Source organism: Candidatus Njordibacter sp. Uisw_039 (assembly GCF_047730075.1).
Lineage (GTDB): Bacteria > Pseudomonadota > Gammaproteobacteria > Pseudomonadales > Balneatricaceae > Njordibacter.
The window spans coordinates 2,911,118-2,923,743 of sequence record NZ_CP159831.1; the positions used below are offsets into that span (position 1 = coordinate 2,911,118).

Genomic DNA, 12,626 nt, shown 5'->3' on the forward strand with positions numbered 1-12,626 from the left:
AGTTGACGACACATCATGAAATACGCTGGTTTCAGAGGTAGATTTATCTTTGGCTTAGTCGCTTGTGCGGCGGTCTTAGCAGTGGCTTTGTATATGGAGTTCGCCATGGGCCTAGACCCATGCATGCTGTGTATGGGCCAACGCTTCATTTACCTAGGTATGGCCTTTGTGTTTATGCTGGCTGCCTTGCATAACCCCTACTTTGGTGGCCATAAACGCTACGGTTTTTTGCTTTTTTTACTAAGCTTAACCGGCTTAGGCTTAGCTGCCCGCCAACTGTATTTACAAAGCTTGCCAGTAGACCTAGTGCCTGCTTGTGGCCCTAGCTTTAGCTATATGGTTGATGCATTTCCATTTACTGATGTATTGATCAGCATGATTAAAGGTTCCGGTTCCTGTGCAGAAGTACAGTGGACTTTCTTAAGCTTGTCCATTGCTGGTTGGAGCTTTGTATTGTTTGGTCTATTTACGCTTTATTGCTTACGCCTAAGCATGGTTCGTACTAAAATCATACTGGTTTAAAACCACCAAGCTAGGCCTTGTAGAACCAAGGCTGCCATTACCCCTGCAATCACATCGTCTAGCATGATGCCAAAACCGCCCGTGACTTTTTTGTCGATCCAGTTAATGGGCCATGGTTTGATGATGTCAAAAAAACGAAACGCTACAAACCCAACCAAAACCCATACCCAGCCTGCTGGCGCCGCTATCATGGTGATCCAAAACCCCACAAACTCGTCCCAAACGATGCCACCATGATCATGCACACCTAAATCTTCTGCTGTTTTACCGCATAGATAAATACCCAACACGCCAGTCACTAAAATCATCAGCAAATAGTAATCAAGGCTAAGTTGCGATAGGGGCCAATAGAGCAAAACAGCAGCTATAGTGCCAAAGGTACCTGGAGCTTTTGGTGCAGCGCCACTGCCGAAGCCAAAGGCCAACAAATGCACTGGGTTTAACCAATTGGGTTTTACATTAACCGTTGTCATGGAACAATTCCTTAAAAGTGTTGATAACCTTGAGGGGCTGTAAACAAGCCCCCATCCCCATGCCAGATTCGACAACCTAACTTAGCGCTAGTGCGGCCTATTGCTGTAAGGGGAAGATCCTGCGACTGTGCAAAGGCTTGTGCTGGTGCGATAAGATGAACAGGCAAGGTAAAACAAAGTTCAAAATCTTCGCCCCCATTGAGCGCATAGTCTCGCGCTTGGCTTTGTGAGACATGGGACTGCAATTCAGCAGACAAGGGTAAGTCTTGTAATTGCAGGTCTGCACCACAATTACTTGCCGTAAGAATATGGCCTAAATCCTGTACTAGCCCATCGGAGATATCCAAACAGGCCGTTGCTTTGTTCCTTAACCACTGCCCAAGGGCTATGCGTGGTGTTGGGTTCCAGAAGCGTTTACTGAGCGTATCTGAGGCACCATGCTGCCGTTGCATAATCTGCAGCCCAGCTGCAGAGTCACCCAAACTACCAGACACCATAATAACATCACCTATTTGAGCACCACTGCGAGTAATGGCCTGTCCAACAGGCACCCAGCCCATGGCATGAATACTAATGCTTAACGGGCCCTGAGTAGTGTCACCACCGGCCAAACTGATGGCGCATGCCTGGGCTTGAGCGCTTAACCCTTGGCTAAAGCTGTCAACCCAAGCTGCATCTGCGCTAGGCATGGTGAGGCATAGATTGAACCACGCTGGGGCGGCCCCCATTGCGGCTAAGTCGCTGACACTAGCGGCCAAACAACGTTGGGCTATTTGATTGGCTGGCATATCAGCAAAGAAGTGCACACCCGACACAAAGGTATCGCTGCTTACCGCTAATTGATGTTTAAAAGGCACTTGGAGTAAAGCGCAGTCGTCACCTGGGCCAAGGGCCATAGCCGACCCAGGACGAAGCTCTGGGCGATCAAAATAGCGTTTGATTAGATCAAATTCGCCCATAGCATTCACATATTTAAACTAGCGAGCGCTAGAATTTTGTTTTGCTGCAATTTCTACCGAACGGTGGTTTAGTGCAACCTTGTCTAAGATGCTGTTAACGTACTTATGGCCATCGGTAGCGCCAAATACTTTACCCAGTTCAATACATTCATTGATGACAACACGATAAGGCACAGCCACTGAATCACTCAACTCATAGGCGCCCATACGCAATACATTAAGTTCTATAGGATCTAAATCACTAAGCTTACGATCTAAGTATTGTTCAATCATAGTATCAAGGCTTTCTCGTTGCGCAGCTACACCGCATAACAGTTGGCCAAACATACGCTTGTCTGCATGTTTAAAATCTTGGTCGGCTAAAAATTCAGCCTGCACATCCACGGCAGTAGCCCCACTCATGTGCATTTGATACAAGGCCTGCAGCGCTAATTCTCTAGCTGCATGGCGGCGGTCTGGACGACCTCTGTTTACGCTCATTTATGCCTCTAACTGACGTAACAAGCTAACCATTTCAAGAGCGGACATGGCGGCTTCTGCACCTTTGTTGCCCGCTTTTGTGCCACAACGCTCAATGGCTTGCTCTATAGAGTTAACAGTTAATACGCCATTTGCAACAGGGATACCATGATCCAAGCCCACTTTACTGATACCAGAAGAGGCTTCACCAGACACGTATTCAAAATGAGGTGTGCCACCACGAATTACTGCACCAAGAGTGATAATAGCGTCGTCTTTACCTTGCTGGGCAATTTTTTGTGCTACAAGCGGTATTTCAAACGCACCGGGTACTCGCACAACGCGAATCTTATTGGCGTCAACACCATGGCGCTTTAGCGTATCTAAGGCACCTTCGACAAGGCTTTCTACTACAAATGAGTTAAAGCGACCTACAACAAGAGTGTAGTGGCCATTGGCGTCGTCAAAACGACCTTCAATATGAGTTACAGACATATATTTTCCTTACAATTTATAGTGCAGCAACCGCTTAATCGTTGCAGTCGATGTATTCTTCAATTTCTAAATCAAAACCAGAAATAGCGTTGAATTTCATTTCTTGGCTCAATAAACGCATTTTACCTACGCCTAGGTCACGCAAAATTTGTGACCCAGTGCCAACATTTAAGTAGGCACCAGAACCATCAGTGTTGAACTGGCGAGGTACAGCTGTTTCAAAGAAAGCGTCTATACTGCCTTGTAAATTACGGTCCTCCGCTTGTCCCAATAACACCAGTACGCCTTGACCCTCTTCAGCAATACGCTCAAGACAAGAATCAATAGTCCATTTGGGTGTAGACGGCACCGCACCAACTAAATCTCGTAATACATCCGCCTGGTGCACACGAACAATGGTGGAATCATGTGACTTAATGTCACCCATTGTCAGTGCTACGTGAGTGCCATTGTAAATGCTATCTTGATAGGTATGTAAGCTAAACTCTCCATGGCGAGTCGGTAATGTATGGTGACTCACTTTGGTAATAGTCTTTTCATTCAGATTACGGAAGTGAATCAAATCGGCAATGGTGCCAATTTTTAAATCGTGTTCAGCTGCAAATTTCATCAGATCATCACGCCGCGCCATGGTGCCATCATCATTCATAATTTCAACAATAGTGGCTGCTGGAGTATAGCCAGCAAGGCGAGCTAAATCACAACCTGCTTCTGTATGGCCTGCACGGGTTAACACACCGCCCTCTTTTGCCATTAATGGGAATACATGGCCCGGCTGAACAATATCTTCTGGTTTAACGTCCCCTGATACTGCTGTGCGAATGGTGTAAGCACGGTCAGCAGCAGAAATACCCGTAGTTACCCCTTCGGCAGCTTCAATGGACACCGTAAAGTTGGTTTCGTAAGCAGTACCATTACTTTTTACCATCAGCGGCAAATCAAGCTTTTCACAATGCTCTCGAGATAAGGTAAGGCAGATAAGGCCACGGGCGTGCTTAGCCATAAAGTTAATGTCTTGTGGCCGAACCTGCTCAGCCACCATAACCAGATCACCTTCGTTTTCACGATCTTCATCATCCATAAGGATGATCATTTTACCTTGTCGCAGGTCTTCAATAATTTCGACTGAGGTGTTCATGTTCATGTGATAACCCATACTTAAATACAAGGCCTACACAACAGAGTGGTGGGTAGGTAATTTAGCGGAGTATTGTGCCAGATTTCACCGGCAGTGGCTAGTTATCAGGGCGTTTTGGGGTAGCATCAATACGCCAATCATGACCCACTTGGGAGATCTCTTTAATATCCAGGTCATAGGCTTGCGCCATTTTATCTAATGGCAGATTAAATAACGCTTTGGCCTTACTACCAAGTAGCTTCGGCGCCATAAACACTATTAAATGGTCCGTTAGGCCTGCCTGCAAAAAAGCACCACTTAAACCAGAGCCTGCTTCCACCAGCACCTGATTACACTGACGCTGGCCCAGCACCTCCAGTACCGCTGCTAAATCCACTTTACCATCACCATCTGCGGCACAAACCACCACCTCTGCTCCTGCATTGAGCAAGCCTTGATGCTGCTGTGGGTCAACCACACAGGTCGCCACCAACACTGGGCCATGTTGCTGCAACAGTTTAGCTGTGATGGGCATACGTAACTGACTGTCTAACACCACTCGCAGGGGTTGTTTGATTCGCTCCACAGTAGTGTGATGCACACCCGCTAAAGCCAACTCGTCGGCACGCACGGTCATACTGGAATCATCTCGCAACACAGACCCAATGCCAGTAATCACGGCGCAGCTTTGAGCCCGTAATAGATGCACTTGGGCTCGAGCTTCGGAGCCTGTAATCCATTGACTTTCACCAGACTCCATGGCCGTGCGGCCATCTAAACTCATGGCCATTTTGTTAATGACGTAAGGCTTATTAGTGGCCATACGCTGCAAAAAGCCACGATTAGACGTTTCGCACTCTACCTGCATAACAGGGCCGATAACCTCTATATTTGCAGCCCGCAGTTGGGCTAAGCCTTGCCCCGCAACTTGGGGATTAGAGTCTTGGCAACCGTATGCCAAACAGCTCACACCTGCCTCGATAAGACCTAAGCTACAAGGAGGTGTGCGCCCATAATGGCTACAGGGCTCTAAGGTAACATAGGCTGTCGCACCGGCAGCACGCCCACCAGCCGCTCGTATAGCCATCACTTCGGCATGGGGGCCACCAGCTTCTTGGGTAAACCCAGCACCAACCACTTGGTTATTTTTAACTAACACACACCCAACTGCCGGATTAGGCCTAGCGATTAGCTGGCCATAGCTGGCTTGCTCTAAGGCCAAAGTCATAAATTGACTATGGGTGGACTGATTAGTCATTAGCTACCTTGATGATCTTGTTCTAGGCGCTCAATCTCGGCGCGGAATTCGTTAAGGTCTTTAAAACTGCGATACACTGAGGCAAACCGTACATAAGCCACTTCGTCTAACTTGCGCAATTGTTCCATTACCGCCTCTCCCACCAGCTGTGTGCCTACTTCTCGCTCACCACTGGCACGCAGAGAGTGTTTGATCCGGTTTAGACTTGCTTCAATAGCTTCAATACTTACAGGGCGTTTTTCTAGTGATCTCAAGATGCCAGCGCGTAATTTTTCTTCATCAAAAGGTTGCCGCGTACCGTCTTGCTTTACTACTCGAGGCATCAATAGCTCGGCCACTTCAAAGGTGGTAAAACGCTCGTTACAGGTTAAACACTCGCGTCTGCGGCGAATCTGTTCCCCTTCACCAACTAATCGCGAATCGATAACTTTGGTTTCTGGATTACTGCAAAAAGGGCAATACATAGGTCTCTCGGTGAATAGTCTGAGATGGTAGTTATATACGGCATTATAGCCTTAATATTTGCTTCTGGGCCAGCGGACTAGCACAGACGAAAGGGCCGCTAATTTGATGGATTTCTAGCCAAAAACTGCTATTCTGGCGCACTTCTCTAGTTTAAAGGAATAACATGAGCAATTTACCTGTTGCCGAGCTGGCCGCGTTAGCCGCTGCAGTCTGCTGGACTTTCACAGCCATTTTGGCTTCCCCAGGAGTTCATCACTTTGGGGCTGTTGCGTTCAATCGCTATAGAGTGGTCTTTGCTGGGGCGGTACTTATTGCCATTACCAGCTTCATGGATTTGTGGTCCAGCTTACCAGATAACGCCATGGTGGCCCTCATGGGCTCTAGCTTAGTAGGCATTGTGATTGGCGATACGGCATTAATGCAAGCGTTGAAACGCATTGGGCCCAGACGCAATTCTGTGCTATTCGCCACCAGTGCGCCAATGGCTGCCGGTATGGGTTTTATTTGGTTGGGTGAAACACTCAGTACTAATTTATTGATTGGCTGTGGATTAATTCTGCTGGGTGTGGTGAATGCTGTTTGGTGGGGCCGTAAAGCTGGCGGCCAGCATCGCTTAGAAAAAGTGAGCGGCCATTTGGGTTTTGGTATTATACTCGGACTAACTGCCGCGTGTGGCCAAGCAGCCGGGGCGGTAATGGCTAAACCCGTGTTATTAGCTGGTGCAGACCCTATTGCGGCATCGGCGATTCGAGTGGGTTTTGCTGCCCTAGTGTTATTGTTTTTACGTGCCATGCCTTTTGCTTGGGCCAAGGCCAATGCGGCACCCACACCAGCATTTGTATGGCGCACCATTTCTAGCGCAACCTTAGGCCTAGTGTTAGGTATGACATTGGTGGTTTATGCCCTGGGGGCGGGTGAGGTGGGTATTGTAATGACCTTATCTGCCATCACGCCAGTACTTATATTACCTGTCATTTGGTTCATTACTGGGCAGCGTCCTAGCCGAGGTGCATGGCTAGGTGCTGCATTAGTGGTCATCGGCAGTGGTGTGATTTTTTTAAACCACTAAGCCACTATTATGGAACCCGGTTACTGGGCCAGATAGGCCGCTAGGAAGTCGTCAAAAGGTTCTGTTTGCTCGGCTTCAATACGCTCTTGGTTAGCAATGGATTCGCTCACTTGCTTACTTAGTTCTTGTCGGCGCTGTAAGCTCAGGCTTTGTTGCAAGTGATACGCTTGATGCTTTTGCGCTAGCTCAAAAGACAACTGATGATGCGACAAGTTCCCCTGCTCCATAGCAGCCAGCACTTGAGCAGATGGTGTTAAGGAGGCATCTTTGAGGCGAGCCTCCATGGTGCTTATAGCGGCTAATACGTGCTGTTTTTCTGGCATTACATCGGCTACTAGGCGTAGGTTTGTAATAATATCAAGGCCCAGACTCTGTAAACTCTTTTCCCCACCGCAGGTTTGAAGCATAAGACCAGGCTTACGGCCTTGGCGCACAACAACAGCTTGGTTGATACCAATCACCTCACACTCTTGATCACTAATAACTGGGCTTTGTGAGAATAAACACCAAGTTAAAAAGGCGTTAATAAACTGGCTTTGCTGTGCATCGATACCCAAAGGCAAAAAGGGATTGAGGTCGATGTTTCGAACTTCCACGTACTCTACACCGCCTTCTTTAAGGGCGTGCACGGGCTTTTGCCCAGGGCGGGTCACACGTTTAGGTCGGATATCACTGTAGTATTCGTTCTCAATTTGCAACAAGTTGGCATTGAGTTGACGATATTCCCCATCTACTTTTACCCCTAAGTTCTCATACTTAGATAAGGGCGTAGAAATGGCATGCTCTAAAGACTTGGCGTAGTTATCCAGGTCGTTAAAACACAAATTCAATACCGACTGAACTTTGTTGTTGTAACCCAAGTCACTCATACGTAAAGAAGTGGCATAGGGGCCAACTAGGCAGCCGTCTGGGCCTTGCTCTAAGTCAATGTCACGCCCATTAACAAAGCTTGCATCTAGGGCAGGTGAGGCACCAAAGAGGTATAACAGCACCCATGAATGGCGTCTAAAATTACGGATCAAACCAAAGTATTGGCTAGATTGGAAATCACATAAGGACTGCTCGTCACTCAGCAATTGTTGATACGCTGGCCAAAAATTATCTTGCGGCGAGAAGTTGAAATGTAGCCCAGCAATAGACTGCATAATTTTACCATAACGCCAAGCCAAACCCACACGGTAGGTATGCTTGAGTTTGCCAGTATTTGAGCTACCAAAATTGGCTATACGAATGTCTTCTTCACCATCAAGGTAACAGGGCATGCTGGCAGGCCAAACATATTCGCCGATATCGTGTAGCTGGCTGGCGCTAAAGCTATGTAATTCCTGCATGAAGTCTAGAGCCGCAACAGGGCTTTGGAAAACCGGCGTAATGTACTCCAAAAGCGCTTCGGAGTAGTCAGTGGTGATACTGCCATGGGTTAGGCTAGACCCTAAAGATTTTGGATGGTCTTTATGACTGACACGACCACTTACACCCACTCTCAAACCTTCTTTTTCGATGCCACATTGTAGGCTCACCAAGGTCTTGGCTACGGGGGAGTTTTTCACCTGCTGTAAACGTTGCTGTAAGTATGTGGGCATCTATAGTTCCAAATTGTCTTTAATGGCTAATGACTAGACAGATACGAAGTGTAGTCTAGTTTGAATTCAAATTCTGTGTAGGTATTACTTTTTTACCCCTGCCTGCGCATCTTTTAGTTTTTGCGCCATACTGCCCAGCGCTTGCTGTGGCCGTTGCTGAGTATGGCTTTGAGCTTTGCGTGGGAGATTCTGTTGCGCCTTAGCAGAGAATGGCTTGCGAGAGTTTGATGAATCATCTGGTGTAGGCAGTTCATCACTTAAACGCATGGTTAAACCAATACGCTTGCGGGCCACATCTATTTGCATCACCTTCACTTTAACAATGTCTCCAGCCTTCACAAGGTCATGGGGGTCTTTCACATACTGGTGCGATAGTGCCGAAATGTGTACCAAGCCATCTTGATGAACTCCAAGGTCTACAAAAGCACCAAAATTAGTGACATTACTAATGGTGCCTTCCATTACGGCACCTAGGGTTAAGTCTTTAATGCTTTCTACACCATCTGTGAGCTTGGCCATGCGAAATTCTGGCCTTGGGTCACGCCCAGGCTTTTGTAACTCGCTCAATAAATCTTGTAGGGTATGTTCCCCAAACCCTTGGTCGTGTAATTGCTTAACCCTAATCTGTTTAAGCTGATCGCTGCCTATGAGGTCTGCAACAGTGAGTTTTAGCTGCCCAGCCAGCTGATCAACTAAGCCATAAGCTTCGGGGTGCACCGAAGTGCCATCTAAGGGGTTATCACCACCACGGATACGCAAGAAACCCGCAGATTGCTCAAACGCTTTGTCACCCAAACGAGCCACCTTAAGCAGCTGCTTACGGTTATTAAAGGCGCCATTGATATCACGATACAGTACGATGTTCTCTGCCATGGTTTTGTTCAGCCCAGCTACTCGCTGCAATAACGGAGCCGACGCAGTATTTAGGTCTACGCCCACATTATTAACACAATCTTCCACCACGTTATCTAATTTACGGGTCAACTGCACTTGGCTTACATCATGCTGATATTGCCCTACGCCAATGGCCTTGGGTTCTATCTTAACCAATTCTGCCAATGGGTCTTGGAGTCGGCGGGCAATAGAAACAGCACCACGATAACTCACATCTAGATCTGGGAACTCTGCAGCAGCAAGGGCCGATGCAGAATAAATTGAGGCGCCCGCTTCACTCACAATAATACGTTGAGGAGCCTGTGCCCCTAGTCTTGCTTGAGCTTCTTTAACCAGCTTATCAGTCTCTCGTGAGCCGGTGCCATTACCAATCGCCACCAGCTGAACTTGATAGGTTTGGCACCAATGCACCACCAGCTCTAAAGCCACTTGCCATTTATTATGGGGCACATGGGGGAAGATGGTTTCGCTCTTAAGAAGCTTTCCCGTAGGGTCTACTACCACGGCTTTCACGCCTGTACGCAAACCCGGATCTAATCCAAGGGTCACCTTGTCCCCGGCCGGAGCTGCCAGCAATAAGTCTTTTAGGTTGTTAGCAAACACACCTATAGCACTGTCTTCCGAGGCTTCTCTAACACGGGTAATGAGGGCCGTTTCTAACTGGCTGGCTAGCTTTACACGCCAAGTCCAACGCACCACTTCGTTGAGCCATTTATCGGCCGCTCGGCCCTGATCTTTGATGCGCCAATAGGAAGCTACTCTGGATTCATAGGGTAAGTGCTCATTAGCAGACCATATAATGGTGGCCTGCAAGATACCTTCGTTCCGAGCTCTTAATATGGCCAAGGCGCGGTGGGAGGGAATAGTCTTTAGGGCTTCTTGAAACTCAAAATAGTCTTGGAATTTAGCACCCTCTTGCTGCTTACCTTCTACTACTTGGGTTTGCCACTGGGCATCTTGCCAACCTATGTTGCGCAATTCTGCAAGCAAGTCTGCTGCTAAACTAAAACGCTCCATTAGTATTTGTTTGGCGCCGTCTAGGGCATCTTTTGAATGACTAATTTGTAGCTCTGCATTGACATAACCCAAGGCTGTTTGCTCTGGGTCAAGTGTAGGGTCTTTCAATATGGCATCTGCCAAAGGTTGCAGCCCTGCCTCTATGGCAATTTGAGCCTTAGTACGACGCTTGGTTTTATAGGGCAGGTATAAGTCTTCTAGTCGCGTTTTGCTGTCTGCAACGTTAATGCGATTAGCCAGCTCTGGCGTCAGCTTCTCTTGTTTCTCAATGCTGTCTAAAATAGTTTTTCTGCGGGCATTAAGGTCTCGCAAGTAACTTAGCCGCTCTTCCAGTGTACGTAACTGGGTATCGTCCAACACACCAGTAACTTCTTTACGATAGCGGGAGATAAAGGGTACCGTTGAACCTTCGTCTAACAATTTAACGGCGGCATCCACTTGCCAGGTTTGTACCGCAAGCTCGGTGGCGATTTGTTGATTTATCACGAACCTAGAATCCTTCTAATTACAAAAGCATAGGCTTACACAATGGGGTCATGGGGCGATTTTTAAAGTGGCTTTTTGTTAAAGCAAAAAAAAGCCCCAAAAAAGGAGCCTTTGATTAGCAGTGAGCCATACCTAAACCGGTTTAGACCTACTGAGGGCCAGCTTTAACGATGTCGTCTGAAACGCTAAAACGTTTAAAGTTTTCCTTAAATTTACCAATCAGAGTAGCTTCTTCCACATCGTATGCAGCTTGGTCTTGCCAAGTATTACGTGGGTTTAACAAGTAGCTGTCAACGCCTTCTAGGGTAGTAGGCACGTCTACGTTTAGCCCTTCTAAGTGCTGTGTTGCCGCTTCTGCAATATTACCACTTTGAATGGCTGCAATAATGGCTCGTGTAGTGGGTATGCTGAAACGCTTGCCGGTGCCGTATGAACCACCAGTCCAGCCTGTATTGACTAGATATACCTTGCTACCAAACGCTTCGACACGTTTCATCAACAGCTCAGCATAGACGCCAGCTGGCCGTGGGAAAAAAGGGGCGCCAAAACAGGTAGAAAATGTAGAGCGAATAGCTGCACTAGAACCCATTTCAGTAGAGCCAACTAAAGCCGTATAACCACTTAGGAAGTGGTAAGCAGCCGCTTCTTTAGACAAGATAGACACAGGGGGTAATACGCCAGTTAAGTCACAGGTTAAGAAGATAATAGCTTCTGGCTCGCCAGCTAAATTCTTTTTAGTGCGTTTTTCAATATGCTCTAAAGGGTATGCGCAACGGCCGTTTTCTGAGATCTCGGTGTTGTCATAGTCTGCTTCTTTAGTGTCGTCGTCTAACCAAACGTTTTCAACAATAGCCCCAAAACGAATAGCGTCCCAAATGATGGGTTCATTCTTTTTACTAAGGTTGATGGTTTTGGCGTAACAACCGCCTTCAATGTTAAACACTACTCCCTCACCCCAACCATGCTCGTCGTCACCAATTAAATAACGATCTGGGTCTGCCGATAGGGTGGTTTTGCCAGTACCAGACAAACCGAAGAATAAAGTAGTTTTGCCATCATCGCCTACGTTGGCAGAGCAGTGCATTGGCAATACGTCTTTAGCTGGTAAAAGAAAGTTTTGCACAGAGAACATGGCCTTTTTCATTTCTCCTGCATAGCGCATGCCCGCTAACAATACCTTGCGTTGAGCAAAGTTAATCATCACACAGCCATCACTATTAGTACGGTCACGCTCTGGCTGACACACGAAGTTAGCCACGTTAAGAATCTGCCATTCGTCTTTACCAGCAGCATTGTATTCTTGTGGCACGATGAATAGGTTTTGGCCAAACAAGTTCTGCCACGCAGTTTGAGTAGTCATCTGAATAGGGATGTAATGAGCGTGGTCTGCACCAACGTGTACACTTGAAACATATTTGTCTTGGCCTACCAAAGAGGCTGCTACACGATCCCACAAAGCACTGAATATATCTGGTGTTACAGGGCGGTTTACAGCGCCCCATTCAATTTGGTCTGATGTACTAGGTTCTTGAACTACAAAACGGTCTAACGGGGAGCGCCCAGTGCGCGCTCCAGTGATCACGTTTAGTGCACCGGTGTTGGCCAATGTACCTTCGCCGTTAGCAATGGCCTTTTGGATCAAGCTGGCAGGAGACAGTTGTGTATAGGTGGTGCCAGTATCAGTAACTACAGTTGCGGTCATGTATCAATACCTTTGAATTGCTTAGGTTTTTAGGAAATATGGAAATACCTAAACGGGCGTACGCCATATCGGCGTGAAAAATGAGGATGAATTATCTCAGAAAAGCACATCAAAAGCCAAAATATAG

Annotated in this window: 12 protein-coding genes; 2 read left to right on the forward strand and 10 right to left on the reverse strand. The window is 47.3% G+C overall.

Annotated elements, in window-relative coordinates:
• Positions 1–15: 15 nt before the first annotated feature.
• A complete protein-coding gene (locus tag ABXT70_RS13910; RefSeq protein ID WP_443641063.1) occupies positions 16–522 on the forward strand; it encodes a disulfide bond formation protein B in 507 nt (168 codons plus the stop codon).
• Here ABXT70_RS13910 and ABXT70_RS13915 read toward each other — a convergent pair.
• The 7 genes from ABXT70_RS13915 to nrdR form a co-directional block, all read right to left on the reverse strand.
• On the reverse strand, positions 519–995 hold the full coding sequence (locus ABXT70_RS13915; RefSeq protein WP_443641064.1) for a phosphatidylglycerophosphatase A family protein: 477 nt from the start codon (positions 993–995) through the stop codon (positions 519–521). The genes ABXT70_RS13910 and ABXT70_RS13915 overlap by 4 nt on opposite strands.
• Positions 996–1,006: 11 nt before the next feature.
• A complete protein-coding gene (gene thiL / locus ABXT70_RS13920) occupies positions 1,007–1,954 on the reverse strand; it encodes a thiamine-phosphate kinase (protein WP_443641065.1) in 948 nt (315 codons plus the stop codon).
• An 18-nt stretch (positions 1,955–1,972) separates the two neighbouring features.
• Entirely contained in the window at positions 1,973–2,434 is a 462-nt protein-coding gene (nusB, locus tag ABXT70_RS13925; protein WP_443641066.1) for a transcription antitermination factor NusB, read from the reverse strand.
• On the reverse strand, positions 2,435–2,908 hold the full coding sequence (ribH, locus tag ABXT70_RS13930; protein ID WP_443641067.1) for a 6,7-dimethyl-8-ribityllumazine synthase: 474 nt from the start codon (positions 2,906–2,908) through the stop codon (positions 2,435–2,437). It lies immediately after the preceding gene.
• Positions 2,909–2,942: 34 nt separating this feature from the next.
• Positions 2,943–4,052 (reverse strand): bifunctional 3,4-dihydroxy-2-butanone-4-phosphate synthase/GTP cyclohydrolase II, encoded by a 1,110-nt coding sequence (ribBA, locus tag ABXT70_RS13935; protein WP_443641068.1) that lies wholly within the window; start codon positions 4,050–4,052, stop codon positions 2,943–2,945.
• Positions 4,053–4,143: 91 nt separating this feature from the next.
• Entirely contained in the window at positions 4,144–5,283 is a 1,140-nt protein-coding gene (gene ribD, locus ABXT70_RS13940) for a bifunctional diaminohydroxyphosphoribosylaminopyrimidine deaminase/5-amino-6-(5-phosphoribosylamino)uracil reductase RibD (protein WP_443641069.1), read from the reverse strand.
• Positions 5,283–5,747 carry a transcriptional regulator NrdR gene (nrdR, locus tag ABXT70_RS13945; RefSeq protein ID WP_443641070.1) on the reverse strand — a complete coding sequence of 155 codons (465 nt, stop codon included), beginning with the start codon at positions 5,745–5,747 and terminating at the stop codon, positions 5,283–5,285. Before nrdR ends, ribD begins: the two co-directional genes overlap by 1 nt.
• 164 nt (positions 5,748–5,911) lie before the next feature.
• Between nrdR and ABXT70_RS13950 the strand changes: the two genes are divergently transcribed.
• Positions 5,912–6,817, forward strand: coding sequence for a DMT family transporter (locus ABXT70_RS13950; RefSeq protein ID WP_443641071.1), 906 nt, complete (start codon positions 5,912–5,914; stop codon positions 6,815–6,817).
• A 20-nt stretch (positions 6,818–6,837) separates the two neighbouring features.
• On the opposite strand, the gene gshA is transcribed toward ABXT70_RS13950, so the two are convergent.
• The 3 genes from gshA to ABXT70_RS13965 all read right to left on the reverse strand — a co-directional run bounded on the left by gshA (position 6,838) and on the right by ABXT70_RS13965 (position 12,499).
• Positions 6,838–8,400 (reverse strand): glutamate--cysteine ligase, encoded by a 1,563-nt coding sequence (gene gshA, locus ABXT70_RS13955; RefSeq protein ID WP_443641072.1) that lies wholly within the window; start codon positions 8,398–8,400, stop codon positions 6,838–6,840.
• Between the two features lie 84 nt (positions 8,401–8,484).
• On the reverse strand, positions 8,485–10,797 hold the full coding sequence (locus ABXT70_RS13960; RefSeq protein WP_443641073.1) for a Tex family protein: 2,313 nt from the start codon (positions 10,795–10,797) through the stop codon (positions 8,485–8,487).
• 148 nt (positions 10,798–10,945) lie between these two features.
• On the reverse strand, positions 10,946–12,499 hold the full coding sequence (locus ABXT70_RS13965; RefSeq protein ID WP_443641074.1) for a phosphoenolpyruvate carboxykinase: 1,554 nt from the start codon (positions 12,497–12,499) through the stop codon (positions 10,946–10,948).
• Positions 12,500–12,626: the final 127 nt, after the last annotated feature.